Source organism: Streptomyces rubellomurinus (assembly GCF_000961885.1).
GTDB classification, from domain to species: domain Bacteria; phylum Actinomycetota; class Actinomycetes; order Streptomycetales; family Streptomycetaceae; genus Kitasatospora; species Kitasatospora rubellomurina.
Genome location: NZ_JZKH01000045.1, coordinates 33,006 through 55,280, shown reverse-complemented (window position 1 = coordinate 55,280; position 22,275 = coordinate 33,006). Strand labels below are relative to the sequence as shown.

21 protein-coding genes are annotated in these 22,275 nt (G+C 73.2%); 9 read left to right on the top strand and 12 right to left on the bottom strand.

Features of this window, described 5'->3' with window-relative positions; translation table 11 throughout:
- Window positions 1-127 precede the first annotated feature (127 nt).
- Entirely contained in the window at window positions 128-931 is an 804-nt protein-coding gene (locus VM95_RS21785) for a hypothetical protein (RefSeq protein WP_045699460.1), read from the top strand.
- Here VM95_RS21785 and VM95_RS21780 read toward each other — a convergent pair.
- From VM95_RS21780 to VM95_RS21770, 3 genes are all read right to left on the bottom strand, one after another.
- Entirely contained in the window at window positions 928-1,590 is a 663-nt protein-coding gene (locus VM95_RS21780) for a response regulator (protein WP_045699459.1), read from the bottom strand. The two genes, VM95_RS21785 and VM95_RS21780, sit on opposite strands and share 4 nt — an antisense overlap.
- Window positions 1,583-2,779: a GAF domain-containing sensor histidine kinase gene (locus VM95_RS21775; protein WP_045699457.1), complete on the bottom strand. Its 1,197-nt coding sequence runs from the start codon at window positions 2,777-2,779 to the stop codon at window positions 1,583-1,585. Before VM95_RS21775 ends, VM95_RS21780 begins: the two co-directional genes overlap by 8 nt.
- A gap of 165 nt (window positions 2,780-2,944) precedes the next feature.
- Complete coding sequence (locus VM95_RS21770; protein ID WP_045699455.1) at window positions 2,945-5,512, bottom strand: FHA domain-containing protein; 2,568 nt, start codon at window positions 5,510-5,512, stop codon at window positions 2,945-2,947.
- A 211-nt stretch (window positions 5,513-5,723) separates the two neighbouring features.
- Here VM95_RS21770 and serB point away from each other — a divergent pair, with 211 nt between their 5' ends.
- Entirely contained in the window at window positions 5,724-6,971 is a 1,248-nt protein-coding gene (serB, locus tag VM95_RS21765; protein ID WP_045699454.1) for a phosphoserine phosphatase SerB, read from the top strand.
- A gap of 108 nt (window positions 6,972-7,079) precedes the next feature.
- Here serB and VM95_RS21760 read toward each other — a convergent pair whose 3' ends face one another.
- From VM95_RS21760 to VM95_RS21755, 3 genes are all read right to left on the bottom strand, one after another.
- Complete coding sequence (locus VM95_RS21760; RefSeq protein WP_045699452.1) at window positions 7,080-7,607, bottom strand: SixA phosphatase family protein; 528 nt, start codon at window positions 7,605-7,607, stop codon at window positions 7,080-7,082.
- Between the two features lie 123 nt (window positions 7,608-7,730).
- The gene (locus VM95_RS45260; protein ID WP_279616841.1) at window positions 7,731-7,853 is read right to left on the bottom strand and encodes an SGM_5486 family transporter-associated protein; all 123 of its coding nucleotides are present in this window, start codon (window positions 7,851-7,853) and stop codon (window positions 7,731-7,733) included.
- A gap of 126 nt (window positions 7,854-7,979) precedes the next feature.
- Window positions 7,980-9,302, bottom strand: coding sequence for a CynX/NimT family MFS transporter (locus VM95_RS21755; protein ID WP_107073040.1), 1,323 nt, complete (start codon window positions 9,300-9,302; stop codon window positions 7,980-7,982).
- A 145-nt stretch (window positions 9,303-9,447) separates the two neighbouring features.
- Between VM95_RS21755 and VM95_RS21750 the strand changes: the two genes are divergently transcribed.
- Complete coding sequence (locus tag VM95_RS21750; protein WP_045699450.1) at window positions 9,448-10,116, top strand: FadR/GntR family transcriptional regulator; 669 nt, start codon at window positions 9,448-9,450, stop codon at window positions 10,114-10,116.
- Between the two features lie 103 nt (window positions 10,117-10,219).
- On the opposite strand, the gene fabI is transcribed toward VM95_RS21750, so the two are convergent.
- Complete coding sequence (gene fabI, locus VM95_RS21745) at window positions 10,220-10,987, bottom strand: enoyl-ACP reductase FabI (RefSeq protein WP_045699448.1); 768 nt, start codon at window positions 10,985-10,987, stop codon at window positions 10,220-10,222.
- 2 nt (window positions 10,988-10,989) lie between these two features.
- Entirely contained in the window at window positions 10,990-11,709 is a 720-nt protein-coding gene (gene fabG, locus VM95_RS21740; RefSeq protein WP_045699446.1) for a 3-oxoacyl-[acyl-carrier-protein] reductase, read from the bottom strand.
- Between the two features lie 317 nt (window positions 11,710-12,026).
- Between fabG and VM95_RS21735 the strand changes: the two genes are divergently transcribed.
- The 6 genes from VM95_RS21735 (at window position 12,027) to VM95_RS21710 (ending at window position 17,824) form a co-directional block, all read left to right on the top strand.
- The gene (locus VM95_RS21735) at window positions 12,027-13,172 is read left to right on the top strand and encodes an MBL fold metallo-hydrolase (protein WP_045699444.1); all 1,146 of its coding nucleotides are present in this window, start codon (window positions 12,027-12,029) and stop codon (window positions 13,170-13,172) included.
- Between the two features lie 128 nt (window positions 13,173-13,300).
- On the top strand, window positions 13,301-14,845 hold the full coding sequence (locus tag VM95_RS21730) for a TldD/PmbA family protein (RefSeq protein WP_045699443.1): 1,545 nt from the start codon (window positions 13,301-13,303) through the stop codon (window positions 14,843-14,845).
- Window positions 14,845-16,251, top strand: a complete 1,407-nt coding sequence (locus VM95_RS21725) for a metallopeptidase TldD-related protein (protein ID WP_045699441.1) — start codon at window positions 14,845-14,847, stop codon at window positions 16,249-16,251. The genes VM95_RS21730 and VM95_RS21725 overlap by 1 nt, the downstream gene beginning before the upstream one ends.
- A gap of 29 nt (window positions 16,252-16,280) precedes the next feature.
- Complete coding sequence (locus VM95_RS21720) at window positions 16,281-16,832, top strand: RNA 2'-phosphotransferase (RefSeq protein WP_045699439.1); 552 nt, start codon at window positions 16,281-16,283, stop codon at window positions 16,830-16,832.
- A gap of 123 nt (window positions 16,833-16,955) precedes the next feature.
- Window positions 16,956-17,342 (top strand): DUF3099 domain-containing protein, encoded by a 387-nt coding sequence (locus VM95_RS21715; protein ID WP_045699437.1) that lies wholly within the window; start codon window positions 16,956-16,958, stop codon window positions 17,340-17,342.
- Between the two features lie 266 nt (window positions 17,343-17,608).
- Window positions 17,609-17,824 carry a hypothetical protein gene (locus VM95_RS21710; protein ID WP_045699436.1) on the top strand — a complete coding sequence of 72 codons (216 nt, stop codon included), beginning with the start codon at window positions 17,609-17,611 and terminating at the stop codon, window positions 17,822-17,824.
- Window positions 17,825-17,870: 46 nt separating this feature from the next.
- Here VM95_RS21710 and moaA read toward each other — a convergent pair whose 3' ends face one another.
- From moaA to VM95_RS21690, 4 genes are all read right to left on the bottom strand, one after another.
- Window positions 17,871-18,860 (bottom strand): GTP 3',8-cyclase MoaA, encoded by a 990-nt coding sequence (gene moaA / locus VM95_RS21705; protein WP_045699435.1) that lies wholly within the window; start codon window positions 18,858-18,860, stop codon window positions 17,871-17,873.
- Window positions 18,861-18,940: 80 nt separating this feature from the next.
- Window positions 18,941-20,551, bottom strand: a complete 1,611-nt coding sequence (locus tag VM95_RS21700) for a solute symporter family protein (RefSeq protein ID WP_045699433.1) — start codon at window positions 20,549-20,551, stop codon at window positions 18,941-18,943.
- Window positions 20,548-20,904, bottom strand: coding sequence for a DUF485 domain-containing protein (locus tag VM95_RS21695; protein WP_045699431.1), 357 nt, complete (start codon window positions 20,902-20,904; stop codon window positions 20,548-20,550). Before VM95_RS21695 ends, VM95_RS21700 begins: the two co-directional genes overlap by 4 nt.
- 280 nt (window positions 20,905-21,184) lie before the next feature.
- A complete protein-coding gene (locus tag VM95_RS21690) occupies window positions 21,185-22,228 on the bottom strand; it encodes a zinc-dependent alcohol dehydrogenase family protein (protein WP_045699429.1) in 1,044 nt (347 codons plus the stop codon).
- Window positions 22,229-22,275 lie beyond the last annotated feature (47 nt).

The following is a 22,275-nucleotide window of genomic DNA, read 5'->3' as shown; positions in this document are numbered from 1 at the left end:
AATTCTCGGCCGTCGATGCGGGCGGCGTTCCCGGCCCCGGCAGCCGGTGGGCACGGGGTCGGTGCGCCGCACGCGCATGGGCAAACCTACGCCACCCGGATGACCGCCGATTCCGTAGGCTGGCCGGATGCTCGCCTCTCCTGCCGACAATCCGTACGAAGAGCCCCGTTCGGGGCGGCTGACCGCCTGGGGCAACGCCCTGCTCGCCGGGCTGGTGCCGCCGGACGACGCCGCCGCCGCGGTCCAGGGCGCCGACGAGAGCCACCGGGTGACCGGCCTGCCCGGGGACGGGCCGGCGGACCGGCACGGCCTCACCTGGGCGCTGGGGCGCCTGCGGGTGCTCGGCGCGAAGGGCCTGCGGCTGGCGCTGCCGTCCCCCGGCCACCCGCTGGGGCTGACCGGCCCGGCGGCGTTCAACGAGCTGGCGCTGGGCGCGGGCGAGGCGGTGCTCGCGGTGGGCGTGCCGCTCGGGCTGGTGCCGGAGGTCACCGTGTACGGCCCGGAGGGGGACCGCTCGGCCACCGTGCTGTGGCGCTGCGCCGAGGTCGGCGACACCCCGCCGGCCGACGTCCCCTCGCTGCACGAGGCCGAGCGGGAGCTGGCGGACGGGCTGCGCGAGGCGACGCTGCTGCTGACCCGGCTGGACGTGGCCGGCGCCGGGCCCGGGGCGCTGCGCGCCCTGGAGGCGTACCGCCGGCGCGGGCACGCCGAGCTGCTGGCGCCCGGTTACCCGCCGCGCGCGGTGCGGGTGCTGGAGTCGGCGCGGCAGGTGTCGGCGCTGCTGGCGATCGCCGCGGACGGGCACGGCGCGGCGGTGAGCGCCTCCGAGATGGCGGCCCGGCAGTCGGTGCTGGCGCCGCTGCGGCGCACCGCCCGGCGGGCGCAGGTGTCGGCGTACAACGCGCTGGTGGACGAGCGCGAGGCCCGCTAGGCGCTGCCGGGGCCGGCCTCGCCGTTGCGGACGGCCCAGAGCGCGGCCTGGGTGCGGTCGGCGAGGTCCAGCTTCATCAGGATGTTCGACACGTGGGTCTTCACCGTCTTCTCGGACAGGTGCAGGCTGCGGGCGATCTCCCGGTTGGAGCGGCCGTCCGCGATGTGGCCGAGCACCTCGCGCTCGCGCTCGGTGAGGGTGCCGCCGCGGCCCTGCGGGGCGCGCGGGCCCTCGTCGGAGAGCAGCGCCTCGGCCAGTTCGGGCTGGAGCAGCACGTGGCCGGCGTGCACCGAGCGGATCGCGCCGGCCAGTGCCTCCGGGTCGACGTCCTTGTAGACGTACCCGGCGGCGCCGGCCCGCAGCGCGGGGACCATGGTGCGGTGCTCGGTGAAGCTGGTGACGATCAGGATGCGGGCGCGGCTGCCCTCGTCCTTGAGGGTGCGCAGCGCCTCGATGCCGTCCACGCCGGGCATCTTGAGGTCCATCAGGACCACGTCGGGGTCGAGTTCGCGGGCCCGGTCGACGCCCTCGGCGCCGTCGGCGGCCTCGCCGACGACCTCGATGTCGTCCTGGACCTCCAGGAAGGTGCGCAGTCCGCGCCGGACCACCTGGTGGTCGTCGACCAGCAGGACGCGGATCGACGGCGTGCTGTCAGGCACCGGGGACCTCCATCTCGACGAGCGTCCCCCGGCCGGGGGCGGATTCCAGGGTGAGGGTGCCGCCCACGGCGGCGGCGCGGTCGCGCATCGAGGCCAGGCCGAGGTGGCGGCCGGCCCGGCGGACGGTGTCGGGGTCGAAGCCCCGGCCGTCGTCGCGCACCCGCAGGACGGCGCCGCGCGCGGCCGTCCCGGCCAGGGTGACGGTGACCCGGCGGGCGCCGGAGTGGCGCAGCGCGTTGTGCAGCGCCTCCTGGGCGACGCGCAGCAGCGCGGCCTCCTGGGCGGGCGGCAGGGCGCGCACGCCGTCCGCGGCGTAGGCGAGGTCGGCGGTGTGGGCGCGGTCGAGGAGCTGCACCTGGGAGGCGAGGGTGGCGCTGAGCCCGTCCTCCTCCAGGGCGGCGGGGCGCAGTTCGACGACGACGGCGCGCAGTTCGTCGGCGGCCTCGGCGGCGAGCCGGGCGACTTCGGCGAGTTCGGCGCGGGCCCGGGCCGGGTCGCGGTCGACGAGCTTGGCGGCGGCCTTGGCGGTGAGGCGCAGCGAGAAGAGCTTCTGCGAGACGGCGTCGTGCAGGTCGTGGGCGATCCGGGCGCGTTCGCCGGCCAGGGTGAGTTCGCGGCTGCGCTCGTAGAGGCTGGCGTTGGTGAGGGCGAGGGCGGCGTGCGCGGCGAGGATGCGCAGCAGTTCCTCGTCGTGGTCGGTGAACAGGCCGCCGCCGCGCTTGTTGGCGAGGAAGATGACGCCGATGACGGGGGGTTCGTCCTCGGCGGCGTCGGTGTCGAGGATCGGCATCCCGAGGAAGGCGTCCATCTCGGGGTGGGCCTCGGGCCAGCCGCCGAAGGCGGGGGCCCGGCGGACGTCGGCGAGCCGGGTGGGGACGGTCTCGTGGAGCATCTTGGCGAGCACGCCGTGCTGGCGGGGCAGCGGGCCGATCGCCCGCCACTGCTCGTCGGTGATGCCGTCGACGACGAACTGGGCGAAGCCGCCGTGGTCGTCGGGCACGCCGAGGGCCGCGTACTCGGCGTCGAGCAGTTCGCGGGCGGAGGCGGTGATGCGGCGCAGCACCTCGCGGACCTCCAGGTGGCGGCTCATCGCGAGCAGGGCGCGGCTGACGGCGGCGATCCCGGCGAGCGGGTCGCAGGCGGGCAGCGGGTCGTCCTCGGGGCCGGGGCCGCCGGTGGTGCTGGGCATACGGCCAAACTACCGCCGCCGCGGGGGCGGTCGCGTCCGTCCGGGGCCGCCCCGGGTGCGGGTCCACAGGCCTAGGACCTGCGGCCCAGGAGGCCCGCGAACGCCGGAAGGCGGCCCTCTCCACGGTGGGGAGGACCGCCTTCCGGCGAAGCGACGAACCGGGCGTCAGCCCTTCTGCATGACCTCGGGCTCGTGCCGGCGCTGGAGCCGGGTGACGATCACGCCGATGACGACCGAGATGGCGATCAGCGCGGCCGCGTCGATCGACCACTGGGCGACGCTCTGGTGCCACAGCGGGTCGTACTTGGGGTGCTCGAAGTCCTTGTTCCAGGGGCCCATCAGCTTGGAGAGGTCGAGCGTGGTGGCGACGATGCCGGTGCCCCAGCGGGCGGGCATCAGCCAGGCGGCCTGCTCCAGGCCGGGCTTGCTGAAGATCTGGAACAGGCAGCCGGTGAAGACGACCTGGACGATGGCGAACATGACCAGCAGCGGCATGGTCTTCTCGGAGGTCTTGACCAGGGCCGAGATCATCAGGCCGAACATCATCGCGGTGAAGCTGAGCAGGATCATGCCGATGGTCATCTCGATGATCGGCAGGTTCTTGACCAGCAGGCCGTGCTGGGGCAGCTTGCGCGGCAGGAAGCCGACGGCGGAGATGATGGCGCCCTGGATCACGCTGAACACGCCCAGCACGATGATCTTGGACATCATGTACGCCGAGCGGGAGAGCCCGGTGGCTCGTTCTCGCTCGTAGATCGCCCGTTCCTTGATGAGTTCTCGGACGGAGTTGGCCGCGCCGGAGAAGCAGGCGCCGATGGCCATGATCATGATGATCGTCGCGGCGCCGCTGTTGAGGTGCAGCTGGGTCTTCGGGTTCGCCGCCAGGCCGGCCTCGTTGGGGACGAGCACGCTGACCGCGCCGATGACGGCGGGTAGCAGCACCGACAGCGCGAGGAAGCCGCGGTCGGAGGCGAGGACGGACATGTAGCGGCGCATCAGCGTCCACAGCTGGGAGCCCCAGCTCTGCGGCTTCGGCGGCTTGACGGCCTCCTGGGCGACCTGGGCGTGCTGCACCTCGCCGGCCTCGACGGTCGGCGCGGAGTACTGCTGGTAGTGCACCGAACCGCGGTAGCGGCCGGCCCAGTCGTGGTCCGGGTAGTTCTCGAAGGCCTGGAAGACGTCCGCCCAGGTCTCGTAGCCGAAGAAGTGCAGGGCCTCGTCCGGCGGGCCGAAGTAGGCCACCGAGCCGCCCGGCGCCATCACCAGCAGCCGGTCGCAGAGCGCGAGTTCGGCCACCGAGTGGGTGACGACCAGGATGGTGCGGCCGTCGTCGGCGAGGCCGCGCAGCATCTGCATGACCTCGCGGTCCATGCCCGGGTCGAGGCCCGAGGTGGGCTCGTCCAGGAAGATCAGCGAGGGCTTGGTGAGCAGCTCCAGGGCGACCGAGACGCGCTTCTGCTGGCCGCCGGAGAGCGCGGTGATCTTGTTGTCGGCGCGCTTGTCGAGGCGCAGCTCGTACAGCACCTCGTCGATCCGGGCGTCGCGCTCCTTCGCCTCGGTGTCGCCGGGGAAGCGCAGCCGGGCCGCGTACTTGAGGCCCTTCCGGACGGTCAGTTCGCGGTGCAGGATCTCGGACTGCGGCACCAGGCCGATCCGGGAGCGGAGCTCGGCGAACTGCTTGTAGAGGTTGCGGCCGTCGTACAGCACCTCGCCGCGGTCGGCCGGGCGGTAGCCGGTGAGGGCGCGCAGCAGGGTCGACTTGCCGGAGCCGGAGGGGCCGATGACGGCGACCAGGGACTTCTCCGGGAGGCCGAAGCTGACGTCGTTGAGCAGGACCTTCTTGCCGCCCTTGTGCTCGACCTCGACGGTCAGGTGGCGGGCGGAGAAGGAGACGGCGCCGTTGTCGACGAACTCCTGCAGCTGGTCGCCGACCAGCTGGAAGCCGGAGTGGCCGACGGTCAGCCGGTCCTGCGGGCCCATCAGCTGACGCTGGACCCGCTGGCCGTTGAGGTAGATGCCGTTGTGGCTGCCGAGGTCGACGATCTCGTAGCGGCCGTCCGGGAGTTGGCGCAGCTCGGCGTGGTGGCGGGAGACCTGGAGGTCGGACACCACGATGTCGTTGTCGAGCGCGCGGCCGATCCGGACGGTCCGCATCGCGGCGGTCAGGTTGCGGATGACGGTCGGCTGCGGGCCGCCGCCACCGCGCTGCGGCGCGGACGGGAAGCCGTCCTGCGCGAAGGGGTCCGGCGTGAAGCCGGGCTGCGGCTGCCCCGGGTACCCCTGCTGGTGCGGGAACGCACCGGGCTGCGGCTGCGGCTGGTACGGCTGCTGGGGGGCCTGCGGCGCCCAGTTCTGCTGGACCGGCGGCTGCGCGTCCGGCACCGGCCCGCGGCTGGTGACGGCCTCGTGCACGGGGGTCGCCTGCGGGGCGGCGGCGGCCACGGGGGCGGAGAAGGCGAGCCGGGGGCCGTTCTCCGGGTTGCCCAGGTTGACCAGCGCACCGGGGTACAGCTGGGCCTGCATGGTGCGGGCGCCGGCCACGTACGTGCCGTTGGTGCTGCCGTGGTCGTCCAGCTGCCAACCGCTGCCGTTGAAGCTCATGGTCCCGTGGTGCCAGGAGACCCTGGCGTCGTCGAACGGGAAGTCCGACTGCGGGTTGCGCCCGATGGTGTAGGACCGCCCGGGCTCCAGAGTCCGCTGCTGTCCGTTGATCTCGATGACGAGTTGCGGCACTTCTTGCCTGCCCCGCTCTCTCGGTTCCCCCGATTTGTGGCCCCCGCCGGGGGTGCACTGTCCTGAAACTGACGGAGGAATCATTCCAGCCCGCCGACCTCGGGTGAAAGTCACCCCGGGTGACTGTGACCAGGCTGCTACCGAGGTGCCGGTCCGCGACGTGGGACGGGTGCCCGGGGGCCGCCGGCCGGCGGGTAGCGTGGGAGACACCATGAACGCATCGCCCCTGGCCGCTGAGCCCCTCCCCGCCGCCCAGCCCCGGACCTCGGACGAGCGCACCCTGCTCGTCAAGGTGTTCGGCAAGGACCGCCCCGGCATCACCGCCGGCCTCTTCGCGACGCTGGCCGGTTTCGGCGTCGACGTCATCGACATCGAGCAGGTCGTGACCCGTGGCCGCATCACGCTGTGCGCCCTGGTCACCCCGCCGTCCGCGCCGGGAGCCGAGGGCGGCCTGCGGGCCACCGTGCACCGCTGGGCGGAGGAGCAGAAGCTGCAGGCCGAGATCCTCTCCGGCATCGGCGACAACCGGCCGCGCCGCGAGGGCCGTTCGCACGTGACGGTGCTCGGCCACCCGCTGACCGCGGCCGCGGTCTCCGCGCTGACCTCGCGGATCACCGCGGCGGGCGGCAACATCGACCGCGTCTTCCGGCTCGCCAAGTACCCGGTGACGGCGGTCGAGCTGGCCGTCTCGGGTGTGGCCCCCGAGGAGCTGCGGGCGGAGCTGGCCCAGGAGGCGGCCACCCAGCGGGTGGACGTCGCGGTGGTGGCGGCCGGCCTGGAGCGCCGGGCCAAGCGCCTGGTGGTGATGGACGTGGACTCCACGCTGATCCAGGACGAGGTGATCGAGCTGTTCGCCGCCCACGCGGGCTGCGAGCAGGAGGTCGCCGAGGTGACGGCGGCGGCGATGCGCGGCGAGCTCGACTTCGCCGAGTCGCTGCGGGCCCGGGTGGCGCTGCTGGCGGGGCTGGACGCCTCGGTGACGGAGAAGGTGCGCACGGAGGTCCGGTTCACGCCGGGGGCGCGCACCCTGATCCGTACGCTGCAGCGGCTGGGCTTCCAGGTGGCGATCGTGTCCGGCGGGTTCACCCAGGTCACCGACCACCTGGTGGCGGAGCTGGGGCTGGACTTCGCGGCCGCCAACACCCTGGAGGTCGAGGACGGGAAGTTCACCGGCCGGGTGGTCGGCGAGATCGTGGACCGGGCCGGCAAGGCCCGCTGGCTGGCCCGGTTCGCCGAGCAGGCGAAGGTGCCGCTGGAGCAGACGGTGGCGATCGGCGACGGCGCCAACGACCTGGACATGCTGAACGCGGCCGGGCTCGGGGTGGCGTTCAACGCCAAGCCGGTGGTGCGGGAGGCGGCCCACACCGCGGTGAACGTGCCGTTCCTGGACACCGTGCTGTACCTGCTGGGCATCACCCGCGAAGAGGTCGAGGCGGCCGACTGCGCGCCGATCGAGTAGCGGCGCCGGACGTACGTGAGGGGCGCGCGGATCGGATCCGCGCGCCCCTCACGTATGGTCCGAGGATCCCCCCGTACGGCCCGAGGACCCTCCCGTACGGCCCGGGGGTCAGTCCTGCGGCGTGTGGTACGAGACCAGCTCGGCCACGCCCGGCTCGACGCCCTTCCAGGAGCCGCTGAAGCTGAGCACCGCGATCGCCGCGGTCGGGAAGCCGCCGAGCCGCAGCCGCTCCAGCGCGTCGCGGTCGCCCTCGTCCCCGGCCAGCACCTGGGTCAGCCCGAGCACGCCGGGGTTGTGGCCGACCAGCACCACGTCGGCGTACTCCTCCGGGACCTCCTGCAGGACGGCGATGATCTCGCCCGGGCTGGCCTCGTAGATGCGGTCCTCGTACACCGTCCTGCGGGCCCGCTTGGGCAGCTCGTGCGCCGCCAGCTTCCACGTCTCCCGGGTGCGCAGGGCGGTGGAGCAGAGCACGAAGTCGGGGTTGATGCCGGAATCGGCCATCCAGCGGCCGGCGTCCGGGGCCTGGTGGCGGCCCCGGTCGGCCAGCGGCCGCTCGTGGTCGTCCACGCCGTTCGGCCAGTCGGCCTTGGCGTGGCGGAGAACGATGATCCTGCGGGGCGTTTCGGCGCTCATACCCAGCAAGCTTGGCAGAAAAGCCGCCGGGCGGCGCGATGCTCCCGGATGCCGCCACCCGCGGGGGCGACGGGTGCCATCATGCGCCGTTCACCGGCGCGTCATCCGGACGGTGGCGGCCGGTCAGCCCATCGCGTCGGCGACGGAGGCGACGATCGCCACCAGCACCACGATGGCGGCGAAGACGAGGGCGATCCGGCCGAGCTGCTTGCGGCCGTCGGTGGGGTTCGGGTCGAGAACGGGCATGTCCGGGATTCTCCCATCCCGAACACGCCCGCCCGTCGTCGGCCCACGTCCCTTGGCCAGCCCTTGACCGTCAGCCCTTGACCGTCAGGCCCTGACCGTCAGGCGTTGACCGTCAGGCCCTGACCGTCAGGCGTTGGCCCGAGCGACGGGGAGCACCGCCTCGTCCTCGATGTGCCGGGCCCGCGCGGCCCGCAGGCCGAACAGCATCTGCGGCACCAGCAGCAGCGCCAGGAAGCCGAGCGGCCAGTACCACTCGCCGGTGACCTGGTAGATCCGGCCGATCAGGATCGGGCCCGGGATCGAGATCAGGTAGCCGACGCCCTGGGCGAAGACGGACAGCTGCGCCACCCCGCCGGCCGTCCGGGCGCGCAGCCCGATCATGGTCAGCACCAGCGGGAACGCGCAGTTGGACAGGCCCACCAGGACGCACCACAGCCAGGGCACCCCGGCCGGGGCGAGCGCCAGACCTGCGTAGCCGGCGACGCCGCAGGAGGCCAGCACCACCACGAACAGCCGCTGGTCGCCGCGCCGGGCGGCCAGGTTGGGCAGCACGAAGGACACCGGCACGCCGATGACCATGGTGACCGCGAGCAGCGCCCCGGAGGTGCCCTTGTCGATGCCGGCGTCCTGGAAGATCTTCGGCAGGAAGCCCATCACCACGTACGCGCCGGTGGCCTGCAGGCCGAAGAAGCAGGCCAGCGCCCAGGCCGTCCGGCTGCGGGTGATCGGCAGCCTGGTGTGGGCGGCGCCGCCGGGGGCCCGCTCGCCGCGCTCGCGCCGGACGACCAGGACCACCAGCCACAGCACCAGGGCGAGCGCGCCCAGGGCGGCCCAGGCGCCGAGGCCGTAGCGCCAGTCGCCCCCGAGCGCGTTGGTCAGCGGCACGCTGACCAACGCGGCCAGCGCGGTGCCGGCGGACAGCGCCATGGAGTACAGGCCGATCATCGGACCGACCCGGTCCGGGAAGTACCGCTTGATCACCACCGGCAGCAGCACGTTGGAGACCGCCACCCCGGCCAGCGCGAGCGCGGTGAGCAGCAGGAACACCGCGGTGCCGCCGGCGAAGGAGCGGGCCACCACGCCCGCCGTGATCGCGGCCATGCCGGCCGTGATCACCGCGATCGGGCCGATCCGGCGGGCCGCCGCGGGGGCGAGGAAGCCGAACAGCGCGAAGCACAGCGAGGGCACGGCGGCGAGCAGTCCGGCGAGCGTCGGGTTCATCCCGAGGTCGGCGCGGACCTGGTCGAGCAGCGGCCCGAGGCTGGTGACCACGGGGCGCAGGTTGAACGTCGCGGCGGCGATCGCGACGGCGAACAGCCAGACGCCGTACTTGGCGGCGGCGGAGGAGGAGGCAGGAGCGGAGGAGACGGGAGCGGAGGAAGCGGGCCGCTCGGTCTGCGGCCGGGCCCCGGCCCGTGCGGAAGCGGTGGTGTCTGCTGCGGGAGGCATGTGGGCCATCATAGAATGATGGGATGAATTGACGCACCTTTGAATTGGCATGATGGGCGGACCGCCCGTCCGCCGCCATCCCCCGGCCATCCCCCGGACACCATCCACCCGGCCCCACCCGAGCCGTAGCCGCAAGGAGACTTCCGTGGCGCTGTCCTCGCCGAGGCGCACCCCGCTGTCCGACCAGGTGATCGCCCAGCTTCGCGCCCAGATCACCTCCGGGGAGTGGCCGGTGGGCTCGCGCATCCCCACCGAGGCGGCCCTGGTCGAACAGCTCGGGGTGGCCCGCAACACCGTCCGCGAGGCCGTCCGCGCCCTCGCCCACAACGGGCTGCTGGACATCCGGCAGGGCTCCGGCACGTACGTCCTCGCCACCAGCGAGCTGGCCGGGGTGATGCACCGCCGCTTCTCCGACGCCGACCCGGCCCAGGTCGCCGAGCTGCGGGCGACGCTGGAGACCGCGGCGGCCGGCCTGGCCGCCGAGCGCCGCAGCGAGCGCGACCTCGTCGTGCTGGACGCCGCGCTCGCCCGCCGCGAGAACGCCTGGCAGTCGGGGGACGCCGAGTCCTTCGTCCAGGCCGACGCCGCCTTCCACCAGGCCGTCGTCGCCGCCGCGCACAACGACGTGCTGCTCGCCGTCTACTCCGACCTCGGCGAGGTCACCCGGGAGCACCTGCGCCAGGACGTCGGCCCCGAGCTGATCGCCGAGCGCTACGTCGGCCACGACACCATCCTGGAGGCCATCCGGGCCGGTGACGGCCGGCGCGCCTCGGTGGAGGCCGGCCGCGCCATCGGCGCCTGCGCGGACGCCTGACGGAGCCCGCGCCCGGCCGACGCCCGCCGGACGCGCGAACGCCGCTGCCCGGCACCCCCTGCGATCAGGGGTGCCGGGCAGCGGCGTACGGGCGGGGCGGGCGTCAGGCGCCGATGGCGTGCAGACCGCCGTCCACGTGGACGATCTCGCCGGTGGTCTTCGGGAACCAGTCCGACAGCAGCGCGACGATGCCGCGGCCGGCCGGCTCCGGGTCGCTCAGGTCCCACTTCAGCGGGGAGCGGTGGTTCCAGGTGTCGGCCAGCTCGGTGAAGCCCGGGATGGACTTCGCGGCCATCGAGCCGATCGGGCCCGCCGAGACCAGGTTGCAGCGGATGTTCCGCTCGCCCAGGTAGCGCGCCAGGTACCGGTTGGTCGACTCCAGCGCGGCCTTGGCCGGGCCCATCCAGTCGTACTGCGGCCAGGCGAACTGCGCGTCGAAGGTCAGGCCGACGACCGAGCCGCCGTCCTGCATCAGCGGCAGCAGCGCCGTGGTCAGCGACTTCAGCGAGTACGCCGAGACGTGCATCGCGGTGGCCACGGACTCCCACGGGGTGTCCAGGAAGTTGCCGCCGAGCGCGTCCTGCGGGGCGAAGCCGATCGAGTGGACGACGCCGTCCAGGGTCGGCAGGACCTCGCGGACCTGGTCGGCCAGGCCGGCCAGGTGCTCCGGGTTGGAGACGTCCAGCTCCAGCACCTTGACCGGCTTCGGCAGCTTGCGGGCGACCCGCTCGGTCAGGCTCGGGCGCGGCCACGCGGTGAGGATGATCTCCGCGCCCTGCTCCTGGGCGAGCCGGGCGGTGTGGAAGGCGATGGACGACTCCATCAGCACACCGGTGATGAGGATGCGCTTGCCCTCGAGGATTCCACTCATGATCAGTGACCCATGCCCAATCCGCCGTCCACGGGAATGACGGCTCCGGTGATGTACGCGGCCTCGTCCGAGCTGAGGAACCGCACGGTCGAGGCGACCTCGGCGGGCGCCGCGTAGCGGCCCAGGGGCACGCCGGCGACGATCTCCGCGCGGCGCTCGTCACTGAGCACGGCGGTCATGTCGGTGTCCACGAAGCCGGGGGCGACCACGTTGACGGTGATGTTGCGCGGGCCGAGCTCGCGGGCCAGCGAGCGGGCGAAGCCCACCAGGCCGGCCTTCGACGCGGCGTAGTTCGCCTGGCCCGCCGAGCCGGACAGGCCCACCACGGACGAGATCAGGACCACGCGGCCCTTCTTGGCCCGCATCATCAGCTTGGAGGCGCGCTTCACCACCCGGAACGCCCCGGTCAGGTTGGTGTCCAGGACGGACGTGAAGTCCTCCTCGGACATGCGCAGCAGCAGGGTGTCGTTGGTGATGCCCGCGTTGGCGACCAGCACCTGGACCGCGCCGTGCTTCGCCTCGATCTCGGTGAAGGCGGCGTCGACCTGGGAGGCGTCCGTGATGTCGCAGCGCACCGCGAGGACGTCGTACTTGGCCAGCGCCTCGGGCACCTCGCCCGAGCGGCTGGTGATGGCGACCTTGTCGCCCGCCTCGGCGAAGGCCTGGGCGATCGCGAGGCCGATGCCCCGGTTTCCTCCGGTGACGAGAACCGAGCGGCTCAACGATCCACCTCTCTCCCCTGGGTCTGCGCGTACGTCGGAATGCGTACGCAGTCTGTGACGCTATCGGGCGCCCGGCGACGGCGGCGCATCGGGCTCCGACAGCGCAGCACCGGAGGAACTGTCGCAATCCGACAATCCCGGCCACCGCGGCCGACTCCGCAGGTCGGCGCCCCGAAGGGTTGCGCGGACGCCCCTTTCCGGCCACTCTGCCGGGAACAACACGGACGGGCGCACCCGTTGCCCCCGTGGTGCGGACCGACCCGGGACCGACCGCACCGCCCCCGAAGGCGTCCCGGCGAGCAACGAAGGCAGCGCCCATGACCAAGGCCCGGCCCGGGAGCACCCACCGACCCGCACGACTGCTGGCCCTGACCGCCCTGGCGGCAGGCCTCGGCGCGGCCGCCTGGTCGCTGCGCGACCTGCCGGCGGCGTTCGGGCGGCGGCCGGACGCCGAGCGCGAGGAGCGCGTGCGCGACTCGCCGCAGTACCGCGACGGCGCCTTCCACAACGCCCCCTCGACGCTCGCCCGCGCCTCCGAGGCCCCCGGCTTCGACGCCGGCACCGCCCGCCGGATGCTGTTCGAGCGCGGCGGCCGGGTCCCCGCCCACCCGGTGCCGACCGTCCGCCCCGCCCCGACCCCCGGCCCGGCCCCCGAGGGCGTGCGGATCACCTGGTACGGGCACGCCTCCGCGCTGGTCGAGCTGGAGGGCTTCCGCGTCCTGCTCGACCCGATCTGGAGCGACCGCTGCTCCCCCGCCGCGCACGTCGGCCCCAAGCGGCTGCACCCGGTGCCGGTGGAGCTGGAGGAGCTGCCGCCGGTCGACGCCGTGCTGATCTCGCACGACCACTACGACCACCTCGACATGCCCACCGTCAAGCGCCTGGTGCACACCCAGTCCGCGCCGTTCGCGGTGCCGCTCGGCATCGGCGGCCACCTGCGCCGCTGGGGCGTCCCCGAGCACCGCATCATCGAGCTGGACTGGGACGAGACCTGCACCCTGGGCGACCTGGTGCTCACCCTCACCTCGGCGCACCACTTCTCCGGCCGCGGCCTGACCCGCAACACCACCCTGTGGGGCTCCTGGGTGATCGCCGGCCCGAACCGCCGGGTCTTCTACACCGGCGACTCCGGCTACTTCGAGGGCTACGCCCGGATCGGCGAGCAGCACGGCCCGTTCGACGCCGCGCTGGTGCAGATCGGCGCCTACGACGCGGCCTGGGCGGACATCCACATGACCCCCGAGGACGCCGTGCTCGCCCACCGCGACCTGCGCGGCGGCCTGCTCGTCCCGGTGCACTGGTGCACCTTCAACCTCGGCCTGCACCCGTGGGCCGAGCCGGTCGAACGGCTGCTCGCCGAGGCCAAGACCCAGGCCGTCCCGCTGGCCGTCCCGCGCCCCGGCGAGCGGGTCGACGTGGACAACCCGCCCGAGCTGGACGGCTGGTGGGAAACGGTCAGCTGACGAGGTCCGAACCCCACGGGCCGGCCGGCCGAAATGTGCTGGCCGAATACCCGGTGGACGGGAAATGATGCGGTGCGGGCACCCCTGTGCGGTGCCCGCACCGCCACCCCCGCGACCTGGGAGCCCGATTGCCTCCGACGACTCCTGCGGCCGACCGCGCCGTCGACCCGCTGTTCCTCGCCCTCCCGCTGCGCGCCCTCGCCGACGCCGCCCTCACCCGGGCCCGCGAACTCGGCGCCGCGCACGCCGACTTCCGGCTGGAGCGGGTCCGCAGCGCCTCCTGGCGGCTGCGCGACGCCCGCCCCGCCGGCACCTCCGACAGCCTGCAGCTCGGCTTCGCCGTCCGGGTGCTGCTGGACGGCGCCTGGGGCTTCGCCGCCGGCGTGGACCTCACCCCGGGGGCCGCGGCCAGGGTCGCCGAGCAGGCCGTCGCGGTGGCACGCCTGTCCGGCGGGATCAGCCGGGCGGCCGGCGCCACCGAGCGGGTCGAGCTGGCCGACGAGCCGGTCCACCGGGACGTCACCTGGGTCTCCGCGTACGAGGTGAACCCCTTCGAGGTGCCCGACGCCGAGAAGACGGCGCTGCTCGCCGAGTGGAGCTCCCGACTGCTGGCCGCGGAGGGCGTCTCGCACGTCCAGGCGAGCCTGCTGACCGTCCAGGAGAACAAGTTCTACGCGGACACCGCCGGCACCGTCACCACCCAGCAGCGCATCCGGCTGCACCCGGAGCTGGAGGCCACCTCCGTCGACGAGCGCACCGGCGCCTTCGACACCATGCGCACGCTGGCCCCGCCGGCCGGCCGCGGCTTCGAGTACCTGACCGGCACCGGCTGGGACTGGGACGCCGAACTCGCCGAGCTGCCCGGCCTGTTGGCCGAGAAGATGAAGGCCCCGAGCGTCCAGGCCGGCCGCTACGACCTGGTCATCGACCCGTCCAACCTCTGGCTGACCATCCACGAGTCGATCGGCCACGCCACCGAGCTGGACCGCGCGCTCGGCTACGAGGCCGCCTACGCCGGCACCTCCTTCGCCACCTTCGACCAGCTCGGCTCGCTCAAGTACGGCTCCGAGCTGATGCACGTCACCGGCGACCGCACCGCCGAGCACGGCCTGTCCACCATCGGCTACGACGACGAGGGCGTCGCCACCCAGTCCTGGGACCTGGTGAAGGACGGCATCCTGGTCGGCTACCAACTCGATCGCGGCATGGCCAAGTTGAAGGGCTTCGAGCGCTCCAACGGCTGCGCCTTCGCGGACTCCCCGGCGCACGTGCCGGTGCAGCGGATGGCCAACGTCTCGCTCCGGCCCGCCGCCGACGGCCCCGACACCACCGGGCTGATCTCCCAGGTGGAGAACGGCCTGTACATCGTCGGCGACCGCTCCTGGTCGATCGACATGCAGCGCTACAACTTCCAGTTCACCGGCCAGCGCGCCTACGCCATCAGGAACGGCGAACTCGCCGGCCAGGTCAAGGACTTCGCCTACCAGGCCACCACCACCGACTTCTGGGGCTCGATGGCCGCGGTCGGCGGCCCGCAGACCTACGTCCTCGGCGGCGCCTTCAACTGCGGCAAGGCCCAGCCCGGCCAGGTCGCCGCGGTCAGCCACGGCTGCCCGTCCGCGCTGTTCCGCAACGTCAACGTGCTCAACACCCAGCAGGAGGCGGGTCACTGATGACCGACCTGACCGCGAACCGGCCGCACGAACTCGTCGAGCTGGCGCTCGGCCTCTCCCGCGCCGACGGCTGCGTGGTGATCGCCGACGAGGAGTCCACCGCCAACCTGCGCTGGGCCGGCAACGCCCTGACCACCAACGGCGTCACCCGGGGCCGGCGCCTCACCGTGATCGCCACCGTGGACGGCGCCGAGGGCACCGCCTCCGGCGTGGTCTCCCGCGAGGCCGTCACCGCCGAGGACGTCGAGGCCCTGGTGCGCGCCGCCGAGGACGCCGCCCGCGCGGCCGGCCCGGCCGAGGACGCCCAGCCGCTGGCCGCCGACCGGCCGTCGTCCCCGGACTTCACCGAGCCCCCGGCGGAGACCTCGATCGAGGTGTTCGACGCCTTCGGCCCGGCCCTCGGCGAGGCCTTCGCCCGCGCCGCCGCCCAGGGCGAGCTGCTGTACGGCTTCGCCCGGCACGAGATCACCAGCAGCTACCTGGGCAGCTCGACCGGCCTGCGGCTGCGCCACGACCAGCCCACCGGCATGGTCGAGATCAACGCCAAGACGGCCGACCTGTCCGGCTCGGCCTGGGCCGGCGCCGCCACCCGCGACTTCACCGACGTCGACGTCGCGGCCCTGCACGCCGAGCTGACCAAGCGCCTCGGCTGGGGCGCCCGCAAGGTCGACCTGCCGGCCGGCCGCTACGAGACGCTGCTGCCGCCCTCGGCCGTCGCCGACCTGATGGTCTACCTCCACTGGTCCTCCGGCGGCCGGGACGCCCACGAGGGCCGCACCGTCTTCGCCAAGCCCGGCGGCGGCACCCGGATCGGCGACAAGCTCAGCGCCCTGCCGCTGACCCTGCGCTCCGACCCGCGCGAGGAGGGCCTGGAGGCCGCGCCGTTCGTGCTCGCGCACTCCACCGGCGGGGACGTCTCGGTCTTCGACAACGGCCTGCCGATCGAGGGCACCGAGTGGATCCGCGAGGGCGTGCTCAACGACCTGGTCACCAACCGCCACGCGGCCGGCCTCACCGGCCTGCCGCTGCGCCCGCCCGTCGACAACCTGGTGCTGGAGACGGCCGACCAGGCGGCGGCGCCGACGCTGGACGAGATGATCGCCCGCACCGAGCGCGGCCTGCTGCTCACCTGCCTCTGGTACATCCGCGAGGTGGACCCGGCGACGCTGCTGCTCACCGGCCTCACCCGGGACGGCGTCTACCTGGTCGAGAACGGCGAAGTGGTCGGCGCCGTCAACAACTTCCGGTTCAACGAGTCCCCGGTCGACCTGCTGAACCGGATCACCGAGGTGGGCCGCACCGAGCGCTGCCTGCCCCGCGAGTGGAGCGACTACTTCACCCGCACCGCGATGCCACCCGTGCGTGTCGCGGACTTCAACATGAGTTCGGTCAGCCAGGCCTCATAGCCACTGGCCAACGGGGGGATACGAGAGACATGACGGACGAGAAGCGCGTGGTCAAGGTCAGCAAGATGCTGTCCCGCATCCTGCGGCACGAGCCCGAGCGGGTCGGCATCGAGCTGGACGAGGCCGGCTGGGTCCGGGTCGACGTGCTGCTCACCGCCCTGGCGGCCAAGGGCAACCGGCTGACCAGGGCCGAGCTGGACCACGTCGTGGCGACCAACAACAAGCGCCGCTTCGGCTACTCCGCGGACGGTCTCTCGATCCGCGCCAACCAGGGCCACACGGTGGCGGTCGACCTCGGTCTGGCCGCCGCCGTGCCGCCCCCGGTGCTGTACCACGGCACCGCCGACCGCCACCTGGCGTCGATCTTCCACGAGGGCCTGCGCCCGATGGCCCGCCAGGACGTCCACCTGTCGGCGGACACCGAGACGGCCACCCGAGTCGGCGCCCGGCACGGCCGCCCGGTGGTGCTGACCGTCAACGCGGCCGCGATGACGGCGAACGGCCACGAGTTCCGGCTCAGCGATAACGGCGTCTGGCTCACCGACGCCGTCCCCCCGCAGTACCTCTCCCGGCGCTCGTAGGGCCCCCGCACACCCGACCGGGTGGGCGCCGCCCACCCGGTCTCGTCGCCGCACCGCCCCCGGCGTACCGTGAGGAAGTCGTGCGGCGAGGCGCGCGGACGCGTGGACGAGGGCGGTTGAGACATGAGCAAGAACGGTGGCGAGGTCTACCGGATCACCGGGGCGCGCAGCAGCCTCAGCGAGGACGTCCGGGGGCGGCAGCGCCGCTACGTCGTCTCGATGCTGCTCCGCACCGTCTGCGTCCTGCTCGCCGTGGTGCTGTGGGACGTCCAGCGCTGGCTGGCCTTCGGGGCGCTGGCGGGCGCCGTGCTGCTGCCGTACTTCGCGGTGCTGGTCGCCAACGCGGGCCGGGAGCGGGCCCCGGGTCTGCCGAGCACCTTCGACATCCCGGCCGACACCCCGCTGATGCTCGGCCCCGGCGGAACCGGTGGGGCGGGTGGGACGCCTGCGACGGCCGGTACGGGCGGGGCTCAGGGGGCGACCACCGATTCTTCACAGGACGTGAGCTGACTGCCCGTTTTGCACGGTTCTCTCCCGGCTTGAACCGCCGAAAGCTCAGAATAACCTCAGATTAATCATGCAGGACCTCCCCATCCGAGGCCCTCGGCGTGACATACTGCGTACGCGCTCCGCATCCCCCGTCGGAGCGACGGACCGACGCCGGGCGGCTCCCCCCGTGGCTGCCCGGCGTCGCCATGCCCGCAGCCTGACGGGCCGGGGGCGCGTGACAGACTGGCGGTGACGACGCACCCGCCAAGCACCGAGGACGGCCCCCGATGGACACCCCGATCTGCTCCGCCAAGGGCTGCCGGGCGGACGCCCGGTGGGTGCTGGTGTGGAACAACCCCGCGCTGCACACCCCGGACCGCCGCAAGACCTGGCTCGCCTGCGACGAGCACCGTGAGCACCTGTCGCAGTTCCTCGGCGTGCGCGGCTTCCTCAAGGAGACCGTCGCCTTCGCCGACTGGACGCCGGAACCGTCCGGGAGCTGAGCGCGGACGAACCGGATGAGCCGGACGAGCGGACGAACGGGGCGAACTAGCCGCCGATCGCCGACATCGGCCGGTCGGGCTGGTGGAACTCCGGGTCGTCGATCCCGGCGCCGGCCTTCTTGCCCCACATCGCCGCGCGCCACAGCGCGGCCAGTTCGGCGTCGTCCGCCCCCGAGCGCAGCGCCGTCCGCAGGTCGGTCTCCCCGGTCGCGAACAGGCAGTTGCGCACCTGCCCGTCCGCGGTGAGCCTGGTCCGGTCGCAGGCCCGGCAGAACGGGCGGGTGACGGAGGCGATCACGCCCACCCGGCCCGGGCCGCCGTCCACCAGCCAGCGCTCGGCGGGCGCCGCGCCGCGGCTGGCCGAGGGCTCCGGGGTGAGCGCGAAGCGGGCGCGGAGCAGGTCCAGGATCTCCCCGGCGGTGACCATCGAGGAGCGGTCCCAGCCGTGCTGGGCGTCCAGCGGCATCTGCTCGATGAAGCGCAGCTCGTAGCCGTGCTCCAGGCACCAGGCCAGCAGGTCGGCCGCCTCGTGGTCGTTGACCCCGCGCATCAGCACCGCGTTCAGCTTGACCGGCGCCAGCCCGGCCGCCTCGGCCGCGGCGAGCCCGTCCAGTACGTCCTGGTGGCGCCGACGGCGGGTGAGGGTGTGGAAGACGTCCGGGTCGAGGGTGTCCAGCGACACGTTGACCCGGTCGAGCCCGGCCGCGCGCAGCGCCGCGGCCGTCCGGGCCAGGCCTATGCCGTTGGTGGTGAGCGACAGCTCGGGGCGCGGCTCCAGCCGCGCGCAGGCCTCGACGATGCCGACCAGACCGGGCCGCAGCAGCGGCTCGCCGCCGGTGAAGCGCACCTCCCGCACGCCCAGCTCGCGCACCGCGAGGGAGACCAGCCGGACGATCTCCTCGTCGGTCAGCAGCTCGGGCTTGGCCAGCCACTGCAGGCCCTCCTCCGGCATGCAGTAGGTGCACCGCAGGTTGCACCGGTCGGTCAGGGAGACCCGAAGATCGACGGCCTGCCGACCGAACGTGTCCAGCAGCACGTAGACCCCTTCCCGAGAAATGCGACCGGCCCGGCCACCGTCGACGGCGGGGCCGGGCCAGCATAGTCATCGCGGAACGATCAATGGGCGCCCAGTCCGGTCAGCGAGCGGACCTCCAGTTCAGCGTACTTCGCCGGGTCGGGCTGCTGGCGGGACAGCAGGGTGCCGATCCACCCGGCGAGGAAGCCGACCGGGATGGAGACCAGGCCGGGGTTCTCCAGCGGGAACCAGTGGAAGTCGCTGTCCGGGAAGAGCGAGGTCTTGGCGCCGGAGACGACCGGGGAGAAGACCACCAGCACCACCGAGGTGATCAGGCCGGCATAGACCGAGCTGACCGCGCCGGCGGTGGTGAACCGCTTCCAGAACAGCGAGTAGAGCAGGGTCGGCAGGTTGGCCGAGGCGGCCACCGCGAAGGCCAGGGCGACCAGCGCGGCGGCGTTGAGCTTGTCGGCGTAGAGGCTGAGCACGATGGCGACGGCGCCGATCACCACGGCGGCCCACTTCGCCGAGCGCACCTCCTCCTTCTCGGTGGCCCGCCCGCGCCGGATCACGTTGGCGTAGATGTCGTGCGCGAAGGAGGCCGAGGAGGCCAGGGTGAGCCCGGCGACCACGGCGAGGATGGTGGCGAAGGCGACGGCCGAGATCACCGCGAGCATGATCGCGCCGCCGGTCGTCCCGGCGCCGCCGCCGAGCACCTCGGCGAGCTGCGGGGCCGCGGTGTTGCCGGAGGCGCTGGCGGCCTTGATCTCCTTGGAGCCGACCAGCGCCGCCGCGCCGAAGCCGAGCGCCAGGGTCATCAGGTAGAAGACGCCGATGATGCCGATCGCCCAGAGCACCGACTTCCGGGCCGCCTTGGCGGTGGGGACGGTGTAGAAGCGGACCAGGATGTGCGGCAGGCCGGCGGTGCCGAGCACCAGCGCGATGCCGAGGCTGATGAAGTCGAGCTTGGAGGTGTTGGTGGCCCCGTACTTCAGCCCGGGTTCCAGGAAGGCCTCGCCCTTGCCGCTCGCGGAGGCGGCCGCGCCGAGCAGCTCCGAGGGGTTGAAGTGGTACTTGGCGAGCACCAGGACGGTCATCAGCCCGGCGCCGGCGATCAGCAGCACGGCCTTGACGATCTGCACCCAGGTGGTGCCCTTCATGCCCCCTATCACCACGTAGACGACCATCAGCGCGCCGACCGCGACGACCGTCCAGCGCCTGGCGGCGTCCCCGCTGACCCCGAGCAGCAGGGTGACCAGCGTCCCGGCGCCGACCATCTGGGCGAGCAGGTAGAAGATCGACACCACGATGGTGGAGACGCCCGCCGCGGTGCGCACCGGGCGCTGGCGCATCCGGAAGGCCAGCACGTCCGCCATGGTGAAGCGGCCGGAGTTGCGCAGCGGCTCGGCGATCAGCAGCAGCGCGACCAGCCAGGCGACCAGGAAGCCGATCGAGTAGAGGAAGCCGTCGTAGCCGGACAGCGCGATGGCCCCGGCGATGCCGAGGAAGGACGCGGCGGACATGTAGTCGCCCGAGATGGCCAGGCCGTTCTGGAAGCCGGTGAAGCCGCGGCCGCCGGCGTAGAAGTCGGCGGCGCTGCGGTTCTGCCGCCCGGCCCAGACGGTGATGACCAGGGTGGCCAGGACGAAGACCCCGAACAGGGCCATGGTCAGGCCGCGGTGCTCCGTGGCGGAGCTGGCGAGCTCGGTCATTCGGCGGACTCCCGGGGGGCGTGGACGACGGCTCCGTGCGCCTCGCGGATCGCGGTGGCGGTCGGGTCGATCCGCCGGTCCGCGTAGCGGGCGTACCAGGCGGCGATGGCGAAGGTGGTGGCGAACTGCAGCAGCCCGAGCACCAGGGCCACGTTGACGTGCCCGACCACCTTGGCGCCCATCAGCCCGGGGGCGTAGCAGGAGAGCAGGACGTACAGCAGGTACCAGAGCACGAATCCGATGGTGACGGGGAAGGCGAAGCTCCGGAACGAGCGCCGCAGCGTGCGGAACTCCTCGCTCCTGTCGATGAGTTGGACGTCCGTGGGGGTCGTGGTGATCGGCGGCGAATCCACTCTTACTCCTCACCTCTTCGGCGTAGCGGTCACACGTGGGGAACGATCGAACGTGAGGGGCGTCACATTTCTCGTGCGCGCCGCGCAATGCTAGGAGCGTCGTGCCCAACCCGGAAGGGGTTGATCGCGATCGGCCAGTCGTTCACCCCCTCGCACCATCCAATTGGCCGAAAACCGCCACGACCTCCACAAGCGGAAGGGCCACACGCCGAAGGGGCGGCACCGCCCAGCGGTGCCGCCCCTTCGGGTCTTTGACGAATCGTCAGTCCTCGACCTCCGGTCAGAAGGCGATCCGGACCTTCAGTGCCGAGCGGTCGTCCATCGCCCGGTAGCCGTCCGGGACGCCGTCCAGGTCCACGGTCCGGTCGAAGACCAGGCCCGGCTCGATGGCGCCCGAGAGGACGTCCGGCAGCAGCTCGGGGATGTACGCGCGGGCCGGCGCGACGCCACCGTTCAGCGAAACGTTCCGCCCGAACATCTGGCCGATATCCACCCCGGCGCTGCCACCGTGCGGCACCCCGACGTAGCCGACCGCGCCGCCGTCCCGGGCGATCGAGATCGCCGTGCGCATCGACTCCTCGGTGCCGACCGCCTCCAGCACCGCGTGCGCGCCCTGCCCGCCGGTCAGCTCCTTCACCGCCTCGACCGCGGCCTCGCCGCGCTCGGCCACCACGTCCGTCGCCCCGAAGCGCCGGGCCAGCTCGGTCCGGGCCGGGTGCCGGCCCAGCGCGATGATCCGGCCCGCGCCCAGCCGCCGCGCCGCCAGCACCCCGCACAGGCCCACCGCTCCGTCGCCGACCACCGCGACCGTGGCGCCCTCGCGCACCCCGGCCGAGACCGCCGCGTGGTGCCCGGTGGCCATCACGTCGGACAGCGCCAGCAGCCCGGGCAGCAGCTTCGCGTCGCCCGCCGCCTCCTTCGGCAGCTTCACCAGCGTGCCGTCCGCGAACGGCACCCGGACCGCCTCGCCCTGCCCGCCGTCCGAGCCGACCTGCCCCCAGAACCCGCCGTGCGGGCAGGAGGTGTGCAGGCCCTCGCGACAGAACTCGCACGTCCCGTCCGACCAGACGAACGGCGCGACCACCAGGTCGCCCTTCGCGAAGCCGCGCACCTCGGCGCCGACCTCCTCGACCGTCCCCAGGAACTCGTGACCGATCCGCTGCCCGGCCACCCGCTGCGCCACCCCGCGGTACGCCCACAGGTCGCTGCCGCAGATGCAGGCGTTCAGCACCCGGACCACCACGTCGGTCGGATGCTGGATCACCGGGTCCGGGACCTCTTCGATCCGGATGTCGTTGGGGCCGTGGATCACGGTGGCGCGCATGGAATCTCGTCCTCACGGGAGCTGAGCAGAAACGGACCGGCTGCCGG